General features: G+C 25.6%; 20 protein-coding genes. 11 read left to right on the top strand and 9 right to left on the bottom strand.

Features of this window, described 5'->3' with window-relative positions; all coding sequences use genetic code 11:
• The first annotated feature begins 423 nt into the window (after positions 1-423).
• The 6 genes from hisD (at position 424) to I1A51_RS08000 (ending at position 7,080) form a co-directional block, all read left to right on the top strand.
• Complete coding sequence (gene hisD, locus I1A51_RS08025; protein WP_196892833.1) at positions 424-1,713, top strand: histidinol dehydrogenase; 1,290 nt, start codon at positions 424-426, stop codon at positions 1,711-1,713.
• Between the two features lie 74 nt (positions 1,714-1,787).
• Positions 1,788-2,354 carry a YceI family protein gene (locus tag I1A51_RS08020; RefSeq protein ID WP_196892831.1) on the top strand — a complete coding sequence of 189 codons (567 nt, stop codon included), beginning with the start codon at positions 1,788-1,790 and terminating at the stop codon, positions 2,352-2,354.
• A gap of 101 nt (positions 2,355-2,455) precedes the next feature.
• Positions 2,456-3,556, top strand: a complete 1,101-nt coding sequence (locus I1A51_RS08015) for a M14 family zinc carboxypeptidase (RefSeq protein WP_196892828.1) — start codon at positions 2,456-2,458, stop codon at positions 3,554-3,556.
• An 85-nt stretch (positions 3,557-3,641) separates the two neighbouring features.
• Positions 3,642-4,121, top strand: coding sequence for an Lrp/AsnC family transcriptional regulator (locus I1A51_RS08010; RefSeq protein WP_196892825.1), 480 nt, complete (start codon positions 3,642-3,644; stop codon positions 4,119-4,121).
• A gap of 153 nt (positions 4,122-4,274) precedes the next feature.
• Positions 4,275-6,263, top strand: a complete 1,989-nt coding sequence (locus I1A51_RS08005) for an alpha-ketoacid dehydrogenase subunit alpha/beta (protein WP_196892823.1) — start codon at positions 4,275-4,277, stop codon at positions 6,261-6,263.
• 259 nt (positions 6,264-6,522) lie between these two features.
• Complete coding sequence (locus tag I1A51_RS08000) at positions 6,523-7,080, top strand: Crp/Fnr family transcriptional regulator (RefSeq protein WP_196892822.1); 558 nt, start codon at positions 6,523-6,525, stop codon at positions 7,078-7,080.
• 54 nt (positions 7,081-7,134) lie between these two features.
• Here the strand turns inward: I1A51_RS08000 and I1A51_RS07995 are convergent, their stop codons facing one another.
• Genes I1A51_RS07995 through I1A51_RS07970 form a run of 6 tightly spaced genes read right to left on the bottom strand, consistent with a single transcriptional unit; the run spans position 7,135 to position 10,787 of the window.
• A complete protein-coding gene (locus I1A51_RS07995) occupies positions 7,135-7,992 on the bottom strand; it encodes a DUF5777 family beta-barrel protein (RefSeq protein WP_196892819.1) in 858 nt (285 codons plus the stop codon).
• 3 nt (positions 7,993-7,995) lie between these two features.
• Entirely contained in the window at positions 7,996-8,379 is a 384-nt protein-coding gene (locus tag I1A51_RS07990) for a hypothetical protein (protein WP_196892816.1), read from the bottom strand.
• Positions 8,357-8,860, bottom strand: a complete 504-nt coding sequence (locus I1A51_RS07985; protein ID WP_231373990.1) for a YceI family protein — start codon at positions 8,858-8,860, stop codon at positions 8,357-8,359. The genes I1A51_RS07990 and I1A51_RS07985 overlap by 23 nt, the downstream gene beginning before the upstream one ends.
• A gap of 13 nt (positions 8,861-8,873) precedes the next feature.
• A complete protein-coding gene (locus I1A51_RS07980) occupies positions 8,874-9,236 on the bottom strand; it encodes a hypothetical protein (RefSeq protein WP_196892815.1) in 363 nt (120 codons plus the stop codon).
• A gap of 7 nt (positions 9,237-9,243) precedes the next feature.
• On the bottom strand, positions 9,244-10,416 hold the full coding sequence (locus I1A51_RS07975) for a hypothetical protein (protein ID WP_196892812.1): 1,173 nt from the start codon (positions 10,414-10,416) through the stop codon (positions 9,244-9,246).
• Positions 10,377-10,787, bottom strand: coding sequence for a hypothetical protein (locus I1A51_RS07970; RefSeq protein ID WP_196892809.1), 411 nt, complete (start codon positions 10,785-10,787; stop codon positions 10,377-10,379). Before I1A51_RS07970 ends, I1A51_RS07975 begins: the two co-directional genes overlap by 40 nt.
• Positions 10,788-10,902: 115 nt before the next feature.
• Between I1A51_RS07970 and I1A51_RS07965 the strand changes: the two genes are divergently transcribed.
• Positions 10,903-12,060: an aromatic ring-hydroxylating oxygenase subunit alpha gene (locus I1A51_RS07965; RefSeq protein WP_196892806.1), complete on the top strand. Its 1,158-nt coding sequence runs from the start codon at positions 10,903-10,905 to the stop codon at positions 12,058-12,060.
• Between the two features lie 168 nt (positions 12,061-12,228).
• A complete protein-coding gene (locus I1A51_RS07960) occupies positions 12,229-12,603 on the top strand; it encodes a hypothetical protein (protein WP_196892803.1) in 375 nt (124 codons plus the stop codon).
• 17 nt (positions 12,604-12,620) lie between these two features.
• On the opposite strand, the gene I1A51_RS07955 is transcribed toward I1A51_RS07960, so the two are convergent.
• Positions 12,621-12,989 carry a DUF983 domain-containing protein gene (locus I1A51_RS07955; RefSeq protein ID WP_196892800.1) on the bottom strand — a complete coding sequence of 123 codons (369 nt, stop codon included), beginning with the start codon at positions 12,987-12,989 and terminating at the stop codon, positions 12,621-12,623.
• 89 nt (positions 12,990-13,078) lie between these two features.
• Between I1A51_RS07955 and I1A51_RS07950 the strand changes: the two genes are divergently transcribed.
• From I1A51_RS07950 to I1A51_RS07940, 3 genes are all read left to right on the top strand, one after another.
• Positions 13,079-13,951: an AraC family transcriptional regulator gene (locus I1A51_RS07950; protein WP_196892798.1), complete on the top strand. Its 873-nt coding sequence runs from the start codon at positions 13,079-13,081 to the stop codon at positions 13,949-13,951.
• A gap of 95 nt (positions 13,952-14,046) precedes the next feature.
• Positions 14,047-14,706: a hypothetical protein gene (locus I1A51_RS07945; RefSeq protein ID WP_196892797.1), complete on the top strand. Its 660-nt coding sequence runs from the start codon at positions 14,047-14,049 to the stop codon at positions 14,704-14,706.
• Positions 14,707-14,928: 222 nt separating this feature from the next.
• Complete coding sequence (locus I1A51_RS07940) at positions 14,929-15,231, top strand: DUF3817 domain-containing protein (RefSeq protein WP_196892795.1); 303 nt, start codon at positions 14,929-14,931, stop codon at positions 15,229-15,231.
• Between the two features lie 53 nt (positions 15,232-15,284).
• Here I1A51_RS07940 and I1A51_RS07935 read toward each other — a convergent pair whose 3' ends face one another.
• Together I1A51_RS07935 and I1A51_RS07930 are read right to left on the bottom strand one after the other, a co-directional pair.
• Positions 15,285-17,735, bottom strand: coding sequence for a M1 family aminopeptidase (locus I1A51_RS07935; RefSeq protein WP_196892793.1), 2,451 nt, complete (start codon positions 17,733-17,735; stop codon positions 15,285-15,287).
• Between the two features lie 109 nt (positions 17,736-17,844).
• Positions 17,845-18,555 (bottom strand): SDR family oxidoreductase, encoded by a 711-nt coding sequence (locus I1A51_RS07930; protein ID WP_196892791.1) that lies wholly within the window; start codon positions 18,553-18,555, stop codon positions 17,845-17,847.
• Positions 18,556-18,558 lie beyond the last annotated feature (3 nt).

Genomic DNA, 18,558 nt, shown 5'->3' with positions numbered 1-18,558 from the left:
CAAATAACAATAAAGCTTTTCAAAAAAAACAAATTGTTATTAATTGTTATTTACTATATTTTTTATTGAAAATAGAAAAGTAGAGGACAAAGATTTAGAAGTTGAAATTAAATAAATAGAAGTATTTGATTTATGTAAATTATAAAACATTCTTCATAATTTTATCACAAATTATAGTTTTTTACAAATCGTGTAAATTTTCTTTAACTCTAATGTTAAATAAATGCGGACTATTTTATATATTATAATAAATTATTGTTAGGTTTCCAAATTTTTTAAAGATTTTTTTTGTAGTTCTTATTTTTTTACTAAGTTTGTAAAAATCCCTTACAAACCCTATTTTACCATTTAGGTTAACCCCGATAATTACTGTATTGTAACGCTTTCAAAAATTTATTAACTAATAATAAATCAAAAAGAATCATGGTTACAATTAATAATCCTTCATTTGGACAATGGGAAGAAATTGCGAAGCGCCCATTAATTGCTTTTCATAAAATAGAAAAAATTGTTCATCAAGTTTTTGATGAAGTCAATAAGGATGGAGATGTAGCTATTCGTAAGTTTACTAAACTATTTGATAAAGCAGATATTGCTGAGTTTAAGGTAAGCGCAGAAGAAATTAGTGAATCAATCGAATTAATAAGTGACGAATTGAAATCCGCAATTCTTTTCGCAAAAAATAATATTAGAAAGTTTCATGTAAATCAACTTTTAGAAAAAGATGTGATTGAAACTTCTAAAGGAATTCATTGTTGGCAAGAGCCAAGACCAATTGAAAAAGTTGGATTTTACATTCCTAATCAAAAAGCACCATTATTTTCAACAATTTTAATGTTGGGAATTCCTGCTATTGAAGCTGGTTGTGAAGACATTGTTTTATGTACACCACCAGATGAAAATGGAAAAATTCATCCGGCTATTTTATTCACTGCTCATTTAGTAGGAATCACAAATATCTATAAAGTTGGAGGAGTACAAGCAATTGCTGCAATGTCATTAGGAACAGAAAGTATTGAGAAAGTACATAAAATATTTGGACCAGGAAATCAATATGTAGCTGCAGCTAAACAATTTGCTTCTTCTATAGGAACAGCAATAGATATGCCTACTGGACCATCAGAATTACTTGTTGTTGCTGATGAAAGTGCAAGAGCTAATTTTGTTGCATCAGATTTACTTTCACAATTGGAACATGGAGAGGATAGTCAAGTAATTTGTATTTCGAATAGTTTACAAAAATTAGATGAAATTAGAGTAGAAATTGATAATCAACTAAAAAATACTGAACGAAAAGAGATAATAAAAAAATCGTTGAAAAATTCTAAACTGATCTATTTTAGTCAGATTAAAGACGAAATAAATTTCATTAATTATTATGCACCTGAACATATTATCTTAAATGTACAAAATGAAGATATTTATGTAAATCATATCACAAATGCAGGAACTGTTTTCTTAGGAGAATATACTCCTGAAAGTGCAGGTGATTATGCTACGGGAACAAATCATACTTTACCTACAAACGGTTTTGCTAAAATGTATAGTGGTATAAGTGTCGATTCTTTTATTAAGAAGATTACATTCCAAAAAATTAGTAAAGAAGGTTTAAGAAATATTGGTCCAGTGATAGAATTGATGGCAGAAGCGGAAGGTTTAAAGGCTCATAAACATGCAGTTGCAGTGAGATTAAATACATTATTTGAAGAATAATAAAAAATATTTTCCATGGTAAATATTTTTTATCTACATTTGCAAGTAGATAAACATTATAAAATAGAAAAAACATGAAGAACATTTTTAAAACTCTTGTATTTGCTTTAGTAGCTTTAGTTACTTTAAATATAAATGCTCAGACAAAAGAAATCAAAACTTCAAAAAGTAGTTTACAGTGGGTTGGTCATAAAGTAACTGGTAAACATGAAGGAAATATTGATTTAAAATCTGGAAACTTAATTTTTGATAACTCAAAATTAGTAGGAGGAAAGTTTAGAATTAATATGGAATCTATCACTTGTACAGATATGCAAGGAGAATATGGTGACAAATTAGTTGCTCACTTAAAAGATGGAGATTTCTTCGCAACAAATACTTTTAAAAATGCTGATTTTGTAATCACTGAAGTAAAAGTTATTGATGCTAAAAATTACCAAGTAACTGGAGATTTAACTATTAAAGGTATTACAAAACCTAATACTTTTAAAATGACTGTTTCTAATAATTCTGCAATGGCAAACATTAAAGTTGATAGAACAAAATATGGTATCAAATACAAGTCTAAAAGTTTCTTTGATAACTTAGGAGATAAATTTATTTATGATGAATTTGATGTAAATGTGAATTTAAAGTTCTAATTCATTATTTAACAAAATATATTATTTCATACAAAAAGAGATTGTTTTTAACAGTCTCTTTTTTTTTATAATTACCTTTGTATTATATATGAAATGATATCATGAATTGGAATATAGAAAAATTAGAATCGAATTACGATCAATATTATAAAGAAAAATCAATTAGTGGATTATATATTAGACAATCTGATATTTTGCCATTAATTAAAAATTTATCTCCAAAATTTGAAATTGAAAAAATAGGGGAATCTTTCGAAAAAAGAGAAATTTATAAAATTAAAATTGGAACAGGAAAAAAGAAAATTTTAATTTGGTCTCAAATGCATGGTAATGAAAGTACAGGAACTAAAGCTTTATTTGATTTTTTTCATTTTTTAGAAAACCCTAATGGATTTGAAAAAGAAAGAGATTTAATTTTAGAAAACTGTGAAATTTCCATAATTCCAATGTTAAACCCAGATGGAGCAGAAGTTTATACTAGAGTAAATAGACAAAATATTGATTTAAATAGAGATGCTGTTAATTTAAAAGGTGTTGAAAGTAAAATACTTCGAAAAGAATTAGAGGATTTCAATCCGAAATTTTGTTTTAATCTTCATGATCAAAGAACTATTTTTAATGTCGAAGGAACTGAAAATCCTGCAACAATTTCATTTCTTGCTCCTTCAATTAATGAAGAAAGAACTTTAACAGATGGAAGAAAAGAAACAATGAGTGTCATTTCAAAAATGAATCAATTTCTTCAAAAATTAATTCCAAATCAAGTTGGAAGATATACCGATGAATTTTATCCAACAGCAACCGGAGATAATTTTCAGAAGCTTGGTCATAATACAATTTTGATTGAAGCTGGACATTTTCCAGAAGATTACGAAAGAGAAAAAACTCGAAAATACAATTTTTACAGTCTTTTAATCGGTTGTTTTGATATAGCAAATTCAAAAATATTCAATAATTATGAAGAATATTTTTCAATTCCTAATAATGATGATAGATTTGTGGATATAATTTATGAAAATGCTAAATTAGAAGATGATAATTGTGATATTATTAAAAATATTGGTATTATTTTTAAATATGAAATAAAAAATAGTGAATTAATTAAATATTCAACAATTGTAAAATCCTCAGAAATCAGCTCAAAATTAGCTCATAAAAGGGTAAACATGGAAGGAAAAATTCTTTTTTTAACAAAAAAATGAATTATTTGTAATTTTTTTAGCGTTTATTCTCTAATTTTTTAATTAAATTTGTGGTGACATTATATTATAATATTAATAATTCATTATGAAGAAGTATATTTTAGATGAAATCGATCACCAAATTCTTGACATATTGATTGAGAATGCGAGAACTCCATTTACTGACATTGCAAAAAAGTTAGTTGTATCAGCTGGTACAATTCACGTTCGTGTTAAAAAAATGGAAGAGGAAGGAATTATTATGGGATCTACATTGACTCTAGATTATGAGAAAATGGGATATTCATTTATCGCCCACATTGGTGTTTTTATTGACAAAACATCAAAATCTAAAGAAGTTATCGCTGCTTTAAGAAAAATTCCTAACGTAACAATTGCTTATATTACAGCAGGAAAGTATAACATTTTCTGTAAAATTAGAGCAAAAGATACAAATCATGCAAAAAATATCATTTTCCAAATAGATGATATTGATGGAGTTATCAGAACAGAAACAATGATTTCTTTAGAAGAAAGTATCAATGACAAAAAGAGATTAATGCACTCTATTTTTAGAGAAATTTAATTTTAAACAGTAATACTTTCTACAAAATTCAATAAAAAAACCTTATCAAATTTGATAGGGTTTTTTTATTTTTATATAATAATTTGCATATTTTTGAAATTAGTTAAATATTTAAAATTAATTAGGAAATTAACCAAAAACGAACACAATTAAATGAAATATAATCGTCAAAATATATCAGATGATTTATTAATATCACTATATAAATCCCTTTTAAAACCGAGATTAATAGAAGAAAAAATGCTAATTCTTCTGAGACAAGGTAAAATTTCTAAATGGTTTTCTGGAATTGGACAAGAAGCTATCTCTGTTGGTGTAGCTTCTAGTTTACATAATGATGAGTATATACTTCCAATGCATAGAAATCTTGGAGTATTTACTACGAGAAATATTCCTTTACATCGATTGTTTTCACAATGGCAAGGAAAGAAAAATGGATTTACTAAAGGAAGAGATCGTTCATTTCATTTCGGAACTCAAGAATATAAAATTGTTGGAATGATTTCTCATCTAGGTCCACAACTTGGAATTGCTGATGGAATTGCATTAGGAAATTTATTGAAAAAAAATAATAATGTAACTGCGGTATTTTCTGGTGAAGGAGGAACGAGTGAAGGTGATTTTCATGAAGCTTTAAATGTTGCATCAGTTTGGAATTTACCAGTTTTATTCTGTATTGAAAATAATGGTTATGGTCTTTCAACACCAACATCTCAACAATTTAATTGTGAAAATATTGCTGATAAAGGAATTGGTTATGGAATGGAAAGCCATATTATTGATGGAAATAATATTCTAGAAGTTTATACAAAAGTATCCGAGCTGGTTGAAAGTTTAAGAAAAAATCCAAGACCTATTTTATTGGAATTTAAAACTTTCAGAATGCGTGGACATGAAGAGGCTAGTGGTACTAAATATGTACCAAAAAAGTTAATGGAAGAATGGGCTAAAAAAGATCCAATTGAAAATTATCTAAAGTTTTTATTAGAAGAGAATGTAATTTCTGAAGAACAAAATGAAGAGTTCAAAAAAGAAATAAAAAAGGAAATAAATGAAAATTTAGAAATTGCTTTTTCTGAAGAACAAATCGAAGGTAACTTAGAAGATGAATTAAATGATGTCTATAAAGAATTTGATTATTCTACAATTGAAGTAAATCCAAAAAATGATAAAAAATCTAAAATTCGATTTGTTGATGCAGTTTCAAAATCTTTAGAGCAATCTATGGAAAAACATGATGACTTAGTTATTATGGGACAAGATATTGCTGATTACGGAGGCGTGTTTAAAATAACCGAAGGTTTTTTAGATAAATTTGGAACAGAAAGAGTAAGAAATACTCCAATTTGTGAATCTTCTATAGTAGAAGCTTCTTACGGATTATCTGTAAATGGAATGAAAGCTGTGATGGAAATGCAGTTTTCAGATTTTGTTACTTCTGGTTTTAATCCAATTGTAAATTTATTAGCAAAATCAAATTATAGATGGGGACAAAATGCAGATGTGGTTTTAAGAATGCCATGTGGAGCTGGTGTTGGAGCTGGACCTTTTCATTCTCAAACAAATGAAGCTTGGTTCACAAAAACTCCTGGATTAAAAGTAGTTTATCCAGCATTTCCATATGATGCAAAAGGCTTATTATCAACAGCTATTGAAGATCCAAATCCAGTTTTATTTTTTGAACATAAAGCTTTATATCGTTCAGTTTATCAAGAAATTCCTGATGAATATTATACAATTCCTTTTGGAAAAGCTGTAAAATTAAAAGAAGGTAATGATTTAACAATTATTACATATGGATCAGGTGTTCATTGGGCTTTAGAAACTAATTCTATTAAACATAATGTTTTATCTGTAGATTTAATAGATTTAAGAACTTTACAACCATTAGATGTAGAAACGATTTATGAATCTGTCAAAAAAACAGGAAAAGTTATTATTCTTCAAGAGGATACAGGTTTTGGTGGAATAGGTTCTGATTTGTCAGCAATGATTACAGAAAATTGTTTTGAATTTTTAGATGCTCCAGTAAAAAGAGTTTCAAGCTTAGAAACACCAATTCCTTTTACATCTAATTTAGAAAAACAATATTTAGCGAAAAATAGATTTGAAGAGGAGTTAAACAATCTTTTAAACTATTAATAAAACTGATATAAATAATGATTATTATATAGTTTTTATTTATAGAAAAAAAACAGAGTAGTTGAATTTGACCTAGATTTAAATTAATTTAGCTAGGTCAAATTCATATAAAACGAAAAATACTAAAAAAAAGGAAAATAGGGTATTATTAGAATTTGACTATAAAGCCATAAAATTCTATTTAACATAATATATATTATAGAACATAATATTTTACTAGTTTATTTAAAGTACTTAAAAACCGAATTCAATTTTAACTATGAATATAATCGATTATATAAATTCTTATATAAAATTATCTCCAGATATTGAAAGAGAGATTTTAGATAAATGTAAAATTCAAAAATTTAATAAAGGTTCAGTTATTCATAAAGAAGGTTTAATTGCAAATCGACTTTTTTTCTTACATTCCGGAATGGCTCGAACTTATTTTTATAAAAAAGGAAAAGATATCACATATTGGATTTATCCAGAAAATACTTTTTTTACAGCATGGACAAGTTATTTTAAACAAATTCCTGCTACTGAATATATTGAAATAATTGAAAATTCTGAAGTTTACTCTTTAACTCATGATGAATGGGAATCACTTTTTAAAAATTATCCTGAGTTAGAAACTTTTATGAGAAAATTAATTCAAGATCTTTTTGGTTCATTAGATGATTTTTATAAGGGATATTATATAATGACTGCAAAAGAAAAATATGATTTATTATTAAAATATTTTCCAGATTTTGTATTAAAAACAAATCTTGGTTATATAGCATCAATGTTAGGAATTTCACAAGAAACATTAAGCCGAATTCGAGCAAAATAAAAAGCCAGATTTATAAATCTGGCTTTAAAAACTATATACCTATATATCAAACGATTAGAAAACTCTAACAATATTAAATCCAAAAAATATATCACCATCTTCCCAATTTCCTTCAGCATTTGAAATAAATCCAGGTTCATTAGTTGATTGTGCATTTGTAAATAATAATTGAAAAATATGACCTCCTGTTTCAATATCAATTCCAATAGTTAAAGGATTTTTATAAATTGATTTTTCGTGTCTACTAAAATTATAAACATAGTCAATATTAAAAGACATTCTTTTACTCAGTCTTATTCTACCCCCAGCTCCCAATGCAAATTGATCATGTTTTTGAAATGGTTCATAAACGAGATTCTGTCTAATAATCGTCGGAGCTAATTCTAAAGAAATGTAATTATTTAATCTATTTGAAATTAAAATTTGATTTGCAAAACTTAAACGATCTTTAAAATCAAGTAATGGATATCTTTCTTTTTTTAATTCAGAGTTAATATTAATTGTACTATAGTAAACAATATTAAATGGAAATTTTTCATTTTGTTTTAATAATCTAAATTTCAATGATCCAGCATATGTTTTCCTTACTGATTCACGACTAATTCCAATTTGGAAATTTTCTAAAAATCCGTAAACTAACTCTATTTTAGTATTAGCATTATCAAAACCAAAAAAAGTTTCAAAACCATCTTCTAAACTTCCAAATCTATGAGATACATATAAATAGAAATCTCTTTTGGAAGCTATTTTTGTTGATTGTAAATTTCCAATTTTCATAGCTTTGAAAGCTGGATAGTAAAATTTATCTTTTTCTTCTTGTAATGTTTCTGATTCTAGTTCATCTAATAAATCAGATTGTGCATTTAATTTTATTATATATAAAAATAAAATCAATAATATTCTATATTTCATTTTTTATTTATTTAAAATAATTGCTTTGTCAACTTTTAATTCTTCTAATAATTCATCATATCCCACTACTCTACCTTTTATTCTGATTTTTTCATCAATTGATAAAAAGTTTGTGTTTTGATTTGAATCTAGTAAAAAGAAAATTTGATTATTTAATATGATACTATTTGTAGTTTTCTCAGTTAATTTTCCTTCTATATCAATAATTTTATTTTCCCAATAATTGTTTTGATTTATTTTAAAATCTTCATAAGTACCAAAATAATCTGGATTCAAATTTTCAATATTTTGATGTTCTTTATATACATGTCGGAATAAAAACAATATAGAACCTAATATTATGATAAATAGAATAGAAAAAACCTTATGTTTTAGATTGAAGTTCATAATTAAAGTTTATTTTAATCTTTTCTGATATCTTTTTTCTTACAATAGATGGGATTTTTATATTAAAATCTGATGGTTTTACTTCAAAAAAACCTTTTATTTTTATTGTATTCCCTTTAATAAATTCAATTTCTGTTATTACTTCTTTAGAAATTCCTTTAATATTTAAATTTCCTTTAATGAAATATTTATCTTTTTTATTAATAATTTTTCCACTAAATTTTGCTTTTGGAAATTTATCTGAATCCATATAATTTTCATTAAAATGTTCTTCCATCAAAGCAATTTCAAAATGAAAAGATTTTAAAAAAAGTAAAATTGCAATCTCATTTGTATTACTTTTAAATAATACAGTTGTGTTATTATTTACTGCTTCTACTGGTTCGAATGTTTCTACGGAAGCTTTAAATTCTGTTATCCCATTTTTGGTCAAATATTTATTTTGTGAATATGATTTTAAAATCAAAAAAAACATACTCATTATTATTAAAATTTTATTCTTTAATATATCCATCTTCTTTCCATTTTTGCATTAAATCTCTTTTTGTTTTACTCATCAATCCATCTGGAGGCATTGGATTCGTAACATCATTTATTCTATCTAACATATTACCATTTTCTGTAGAATATCTAACATTTTCATAGTTTGACAAATCTAATCCTTGACTTGGTGCTGCTCCACTATGACATGTTATACAGTTATTAAACATAATATTCTCAATATCAGTATTGTATTTTACTTCTCTATCAATAATAATATTATTTGTTTCATTTTCATCAATTATTGCTTTTGTACAACTCTGAAGAATTATTGTTCCAAAAAACAAGATGAATAATTTTTTAAAAACTTTTTTCATTTATTATTTAATTTTGAACTGTAATGTTTGTTATTGTAACTTCTTCATTTGACTCTGGTAAAACATTAATTTCTTTACTAGAATTAACCAAATCACCAGAACTTATAAATCCATCATTATTTACATCAATAATAGCAGTTATATAATAAGTGCCTGGATGTAAATAGGTAAATAAGAAACTTTCTTCCTTATTTGATAATTCAGGAAATTGAGTTATTGAATTAAAATTATCAGAATTAAAATATCCATTTTCATCAGTTAATGGAAAATATGAAAGATTTAAAAATATTTTATAATCTTGATATTGAGACTCTCTATCAATATTAACTTTCAGATAACTTAAATAGGTATGATAATCAATTGTAAATGGATCTCCAGATTCATTAGCCAAATCAGATAAATTATAATTTATATTTTCCGTATATGATAAATAGGTTGCAGATTTTACAGTGCCATCTTCTGAAGTAGCAAAATATTGAGGTAAATTATTTTCATCATAATTCCACTCAATTACATCTTGAGGAAATTGATTTTCTAGTGCAGCATGATCAGCTAATTCACTTGTACTTCTCTCTCCCTTGAAAGTCATGTGTCTAGTAGCAAGTCTATTTCCAAGTTTACTTGTATAAGCATTAAAATTCAATTTATTATTCTGAAATTTTAATTCCATATACATAATTTTCTTTCCTCCTTTAGCATCAACAAATCTATAATAATCACCATCAATATTATTTACACTATCCAAAACAAAATAACTAGTTCTATAAATTCCACTTAGAACTCCTCCATTTCTCGCCATTAATGTTTTTTTACCTTTATATTGAGTGATAAAAAATGAAGTCAATAAATTTCCCATACTTCCACCTTCAAAAATCCCATGAATATGTGAAGGAGAAATAGGTCTGTAATCAAATGAAAACCAATCATAAATATCATTAATAACTTTATTTTCTCCAATCCAATGTCCTTTCATATTTTCTAAAAAAATTATTCCTAAATCTGTATCTTCAATGGAAACAGGAATAATTTCTTTATTCGGTTCTGGTTGTGTTACATCAGGATTATCTTGTTGAACTAAATTTTTTATTTCATCTTCACAACTGATAAACATTGGAATTAAAAATATTGGAATCCAATATTTTATTTTAAACCATAATTTTTTGTAATGTCTTTCACCCATAATTCATTGTTTATTTTATTATTTATTAATTCACTTACTATAATTGTATCATTATGTTTAATAGATAGTTTTATTTTATGTTCTTTTGTTAAATTAGTTTCACCTGAATACATATCAATTAACTCATATTCATCATTTTTAACAAGATTTTTATATTTATAAATTAATGTACTAGATGATGAGTCTATTTTTGTTGTTCCATCAAAATATTCAAGTACTTTTACATTATATTTATCATTACATTTTTCAATTTCATATATTGCTTCATGAAAATTATCCTTCACATTCCATACTCCTAAATATTTATCACTAGAATTTTTACATGAAAAATTTAAAAGTGTAATAAAAATTACTATCTTATATAATCTCATAATTCATCTTTATCTATGAAGCAAAGCTCTTCAAAGAATAGCTATTATTTTTTGACATAAATCAAAAAATAATGAAGACATCAATTTTAAATTCGTATCATTAAATATTTCTATTATGGATTTGTTATCAAAAGAAGCATATATTTCAAAAGATTGGTTTGATATAGAAATGAAATACATTTTTAATAATTCTTGGCAATTTTTATGTTTTGAAGAAGATTTAAAAAATGGAGAAAATAAAATATTTCAAATTGGAAATAATAATTTTATTGTTTTAAAAGAAGATAATGAATTCAGAGCTTTCCATAATTTATGTCGACATCGAGGAGTTCAAGCTTTAAGAGTTTTAGGTGAAAATAAAAAAGTTATAAATTGCCCATATCATAATTGGACTTACAATCTTAATGGAGATTTAATCACAATTCCAAATGAAAAAAAAGAATTTCCAAATATTGAAAAATGTAAATTACATTTAAAAAAAGCTTCAATAGGTAAATTAAAAGGGATGATTTTTATTCATCCTGATTCTATAGTGGATTCTTTTAATAATTTTATTCAAGATTTATTACCATTTTTAGGTGAACATAACCCAAGTGAATTAATAGAATATCAAGAAAAAAAAAGTGAACCAATTTATACTGAAATAATAAATACCAATTGGAAAATTATTGTAGAAAATTATATTGACCATTATCATTTAAGTCACTTACATCAAAATACTTTAAATATGTATGATCATAAAAATGCAAAATTTGGTTGGGCAGGATTTCATTATTGGTTTTTCGAACCTTTATCAAAAAAGTATTTAGAAAATATTGAAGAAAATTCTCCTTATGTTTTAATTAATCATATTTCAAAAGAAAGATTAGGAGCTTATGTTCCTTGGATTTTTCCAAATTTAGGTTTATCCGAATCTGAAAGTACCTGGAGTATTTTTCACCTCACTCCTATTTCACCTTCTAAAACAAAAATTACAGTTCGAACAAAAATTATGAATGTTTCAAATAAAGAACACCGAAAGCAATATTCAAAATCATATTATTCTAATTTCTGGAAAAAATATGATATAAAAAGTAAAAGTGATAATCCATTGGAAAGTAATGATTTTATGAAAGAAGATATTTATATATGTGAACAACAGCAAAAAGCGATGTATTCAGATTATTTTTCAATTGGAGCTTATGCAGAAAAAGGTGAATTTGCTATTAAAAAATTTCAAAATAACATTTTAAAATGGATTGAAATTCAGAAAAATAAAGAATTATTAAAATAGTCATTATCTTTATTTAACATAAAATATTAATTTATAGAGGTTTATTTACTTATAAATTGATTAACAAATTTTCATTTTTTTGTTTATAAATAAGTTTAAATAATTTCGATAAAATGTAAACCGTTTAGTATTTTTGTAAAATAAATATTAAACCAAATTTTACTAATCGTGGAAAACTATAAATTTATACAAATTGTTAATAATTTAAAGAAAAGAATTGAAGCTGGAGAATTTGAAATTCCTTCAATTATAGAAGAGTTACAGAAAGCAAGACCATGTGCTATTGATGAAAAAAATCCTAGATTAGTAAAAGTAATTCGTTTAACATACGAACATTTAGAAAAATATGATGGATTTTTTATCTCAATTCCTGAAGACTCTTTTGATGATGAAGTTGAAAATGAAGAAAATGAGATTACAGAAAATCAAATTGATAGTTTAACATATTTATTATCATTAATGTTAAACCCTCTTCATAAAAGAAATGCATTAGAAATTAAAGATTATATTGATGCTTTCAATGAATATGCTGAAAATCATTAATAAAAAAAGGCTGTCTTTTAATTAGACAGCCTTTTTTTGGGTTTAAAAATATAAGCCCAAATCACCCTTGATATTCTATAATTAATTACAGTCATTGATAATAAGACAATTGCGATAATTATCATTATTCGATAATCTAATTTTTGAGTAAAGAAAAAACTACTTATCACATATGTCGCGATTCCCTCTGCAACTGACACAGCGTAACTTATATACATTGCTCCGTAAAAAAATCCAGGTTCTTTTTCGAATTTATGGTTACAACTAGGACAATTTTCATACATCTGAGGAAATTTAAATTTTAAAAGTCCACCTCGTTCTTTAAACATTTTTCCCTCTTGACAGTTAGGACAAACACCTTTTGCTATGTTTATGATATCAGACATTGATTATTTTTTTTCAAAATTCAGGTTTTTTTGTAAAATATAATTTACTTTTATACTCATATTTTAGGACAAAAAAGACATTCTTTAAAATGGAGAAATTACCCATATTTTCTATTCAACAATTTAATTGCAGAAAATTCAATAGTGACTTCTATATCAATGATTTAGGTTCACATTTGACAGATCATGATTTTATAAGTCGGCCACATAAACACAATTTTTATTTAACTGTTTTATTTACAAATGGAACAGGAACTCATGAAATTGATTTTAAAAAATATGAAGTAAAAAAAGGTTCCATATTTTTTCTGAGTCCAGGTCAAATTCACCATTGGAATTTATCTCATGATATTGATGGTTATATATTTTTTCATTCTAAAGATTTCTACAATCTATATTTTAATAATAAAAAAATAGAAGATTTTCCTTTTTACAATTCTTTTATTCATAAGCCTTCCTATTCTATTTCTGAAGAACAAATTGACTTTTTTTTAAGATATATTAATGAAATACAAAGTGAATATTCTAATACTTATAAAGATAAACATGTAATTATTGATTTATTAGATATTCTTTATGTTAAATTGAATCGAGTTATAAGTCCTGAAATTGAAAATACTTATTCTAATAATTCTTATTTACATCAGATACAGAAATTAGAAAAAATCATTGATGAAAATTATATAGAACATAAAAATCCTAGTTTTTACGCAGATAAAATGTTCACTTCTTTGAAACATTTAAATCGAATTTGTAAAGAAACAATTGGAATAACATTGACTAATTTTATAATGGATCGTGTAATTTTGGAAGCAAAACGACTACTAATTCATACAGATATTCCAATTTCTGAAACAGCAACAAAATTGGGATATGATGATTATTCCTATTTTTCTAGAGTTTTTAAAAAATATGAGAAAATCACACCTAAAATGTTTAAAACTAAATATTTTGAAAAGTAAAATGGAATAAGTTTTGTTGCAATTTTATAGTAATTTTAATAAAGTTTGTTCTTCAAAAATAATTAGTTAATTTAGATTTAAAATTTACATATTAAATGAAAAAAATATTAACCATTCTTTTTTTATGTTTTATGATTAAAGGTTATTCCCAAAAATTTCCTTTAGTCAAAAGTCCTGTGGATTCTTTAGATACTGGAAAAAAATCAACGAGTTTTTACATAAAAGCAGAAAATGAAGATAAAAAAGTTGCACCTTCTACTCCATTCAAAGCTCCGCAATTCGAGAAAAATATTGATGAAAATACAATTTCTGATTATACGGTAGAAAAATCAGATAAAAATTTCATGAATCAATATGAAAGAGATAATAGAGGTGTAAAAACTATAAATTATTTCCAAGGAGAAGAATACGGAACAAAGAAAACAAAACAATATTTAGGAAAATATACTGTAAACACCAAAAGAGTTTCTATTGTATTTAGAGATTTTGGTTTGGTTGATGGAGATCAGATTAAAGTATTTTTAAATGACAATCCGAAATCACAACATGTAAATTTAAAAGGACATTTGATAAGTTTAATTCTTGAATTAGAAGAAGGGCATAACAAAATAAATATTCAAGCATTGAATCAAGGTCGACTTGGACCAAATACAGCAGAGATGAGAGTTTATGATGAAAATGGATTCTTAATTACTACGAAAAGTTGGGCTTTATTAAATAAGGAAGTTGCAACGATGGTTATTCACAAAAATTAGAAACGTATATAAACAAAACACAGCTATCATTGATAGCTGTGTGTCTTTCTGTGATAAGAAAGAAAATCAACCCCCGTTGATAATTATTTCTAAAACAAAAGTACAAATCGGTTTTTATGATGCTGTTAATATTTTAATAAAATTTAAAATTTAAAATGTTAATATTTTATTAAACCTTATTTTTACAAATTGAATTAGAAAACACTAACACACACGAATATCATGTTAAAAGAATTAAAAATATTCAGAAGTATCAGTATCATGGAAGGGTTTTCAGCAATAATTTTATTTTTTATTGCGATGCCAATTAAATATATCATGGGACATGAAGAACCTGTTAAATATGTAGGTTGGATTCATGGTCTTTTATTTTCAATATATGTGATTGTTGCATTATATATTGGATATAAAGTGAAATGGGATTTTAAAACATTATTTTATGTAATGGCAGCGTCTATCTTTCCTTTTGGAACTTTTGTAATGGATAAAAAGATTTTAATTCCAATTATTCAAAAAAATATGTAATAAAAAAATCCCAAGATTAAAGTCTTGGGATTTTTTTATCTATTATTTTATTTTTAATTATCTAAGATTCTTTCGATTCCTTTATTGATAATTTTGATATTTTCTTCTTTCGCAGAATTACTAGAATCATTTTGGAATTGATTCATTTGACGTAATAATTGAATAGAAATTCTATCCATTCCATATTGTCTGTATCTGTTTCCAACTGAAACTAATTTATTCACCAAATTAGTAATTGCTTCTGTATTGTTACTAGAAGAAATCCAATCAAAAGCATTTTTATATAATAATTGTGTCTGTTGTTCTTGTGTAAAGAACATTCCTTCTAATACATGATTCGCTATAAAAGGCATTTCAGATTCTGTTTTTTCTGAAATAAAAATATGAGCTAAAGCATCTGCTAACAATTCTTTTTCATCTTTTGAAAAAGAAGAAGCTCTTTTTAATACAGCATCTTTATCAATTTGGTATAAAGAACGAATTGAACTTTTTTGAATTGCATTAGATTCACTATCCATTCCTTTTCTAAAAATTGAAGCATATTTAATATCAACTAATTTTCCTAAAACCTCAATAGCTTCTGCTTGTACTAATGTTTTCGGATCATTTTTAGCTAAAGTTTCAATTTTTCTAATCGCATTTTTCTTAGCCCATTTATTAAATAAGTCAATATGTTCTAAAGCAAGAATTCGCAATCCATAATATTTATCATCTAAAGCTTTTACTAAAGTATTGAAAGCTTCTTTGTTTTCTTGATGTTTTGCAATTTCAATAATTGCTTCTCTCCTATCTAAATATTTTGGAGCATTGTTGTATTGGAAAATATAATTGTCTAAAGATTTACTTACATCATTAATTTCTGCTAATAAAACTCTTTTTGCTCCAACATTAATTAAATTAGGTCTTTTTGTAAATCCAAATTTAAATGATTTTGATTGCTCATCTACCCAAACATCATGAGAAACTTTATGTCCATTCTCATAAATATCAATTGTTAAAGGAAATTCAAAAACTTTTCCAGTTTGGTTTACATTTACAGTTACATAATTACTTAATTGATCATATTCATAAGAAACTTCCATTTTAATATTTGAATTTCCGAAATACCATTGATTAAAGAACCAATTTAAATCTCTTCCACTTACAGCTTCTAATGCAATACGTAATTGATGTGCTTCTCCAGTTCCGAATTTATTATCTTCTAAATATTTATTTAATCCAGCAAAGAAAGCTTCATCACCTAGATAATCTCTTAACATATGTAAGATAGCTCCACCTTTATTATAACTTACAGCATCAAACATATCTTCTCTTTTGTCATAATAAAAACGAACTAAATCCTTTTCATTATTACTTCCCAATAAGTAACCTTGCGTATCTGTATATAAATGATCATCTGCTTTATCTCTTCCATATTTATACTCATACCATAAATATTCACTATAATTTGCAAATGATTCGTTTACTGTTAAATTACTCCAACTTGCACAAGTTACATAATCTCCAAACCAATGATGAAATAATTCGTGAGCAATTGTTGCTTCCCAAGTATTTTCATCTACTAATTGACTATGTGTTTGATAAGCTCCTTCTCCATGAATAACTGCTGTTGTATTTTCCATTGCTCCACTTACGTAATCACGTCCTACTAATTGGTGATATTTTACCCAAGGATAACGAACTCCTGTAAGTTTAGAAAAGAAAGTCATCATTTCAGGAGTATGACCAAATATTTCTTTTGCATATGGCTCATATTTTTTCTCTACATAATAATCAACAGCTAAATTTTCCCATTTATCTTTTACAATACTAAATTCTCCAACTCCCATAAAAAATAAATATGGTGCATGAAATTGATCCATTTTCCAATAATCAGTTCTAGTATTATTTCCATTATCTTTTTGTTCTAATAATAGTCCATTTGATAAAGTAACATATTGACTAGGAACCGTCATGTAAATTTCTTGTGTAGTTTTTTGATTTGGAGCATCAATTGTAGGGAACCAACAACTACTAGATTCTGTTTCTCCTTGTGTCCAAATTTGTGTAGGTTTTTCAGGATCTTCATCTTTAGGATCGATAAAATATAATCCTTTTGCATCCGTAATCGCAGCACTTCCTTCTTGTTTTACTTCTTCCGGACGTGCTGTATATTTAATATAAACAGTATATTCGTCTCCTTTTTTATACGTTTTACCTAAATCAATTGTAAGTTTATCATTCTCATAATTGTAACCTAAAGTCTTTCCATTCATAGTAACTTGATGAATCAACATCGCTTTCGCATCTAATGTTACTTTAGAAATATCATAAAAATGTGGCGTTAAAGTCAGCCAAGCTTCTCCATTCATTTGGCTTTTTTCAAAATTAAAGTCAACATTTAGTTTTGTATGTACTAAATCATTGATTTTAGTTCTTTCTGCTCTGTAGTTTTTAAAATTTGTCTGTTGTGCTTGCATCAATGAAAACACTGATAAACACAACAATAACATAATTTTCCTCATGATTATACTATTTATATTATTTAACTCAAATATAGATTAACTTTTATCTTTATTAAAAAACAAAAGACTTATTTTAACGAAATTTTAATTTTTTATAAAATTGCTGAGGTTATGCATTGCCAAAAGGACGAATCATAATCTCATTAATCGCAATATTTTCATCTTGATTAATTGCAAAATAAATTGCATCTGCTATAGAATCTGGATTTAAACCATTTTCAAAACTCGATTTTAAATTCTTTTGAATCTCTTTATTATTTAAATGATCTTTAAATTCTGTATTCACATAACCAGGAGAAATTTTTGTAACACGAACTTTTCCACGTAATTCTTTCTCTAATCCAGTTGTAAACGCTCGCGCCGCAAATTTTGATGCACAATAAACAGCAGAACCAGCATAAACTTCATGTGCTGCAATGGAATCAATCGTAACAATGTGACCTTTATTTTTAATTAGTTGAGGTAACAATAAATTCGTTACATTCATTACTCCTTTTACATTTACATCAATCATCGTATTCCAATCTTCTAATTTTGCTTCTTCGACTGGACCTAAAATTCCAATCCCTGCGTTGTTTACTAAAATGTCTATTTTTCCAAATCTTTCAATCCCTTTTTCAATTGCATTTTGAATAGATTCTACATTTGTTACATCTCCATATAATCCTAAAAAATGATTCGAATAATGATTATTTAGTTCTTCCAACCTTTCTTGTCTTCTTGCAATTCCTACAACATTATAGCCTTTACGAATCATTTTCATACATAGAGCAAATCCAATTCCTGAAGAAGCTCCTGTAATAAATATTGTCTTGTTCATATC

Source organism: Aureivirga marina, from assembly GCF_015767265.1.
Taxonomy (GTDB): Bacteria; Bacteroidota; Bacteroidia; order Flavobacteriales; family Flavobacteriaceae; genus Aureivirga; species Aureivirga marina.
The sequence above is the reverse complement of the archived record's forward strand: the minus strand, read 5'-3'. Positions and strand labels throughout refer to the sequence as shown.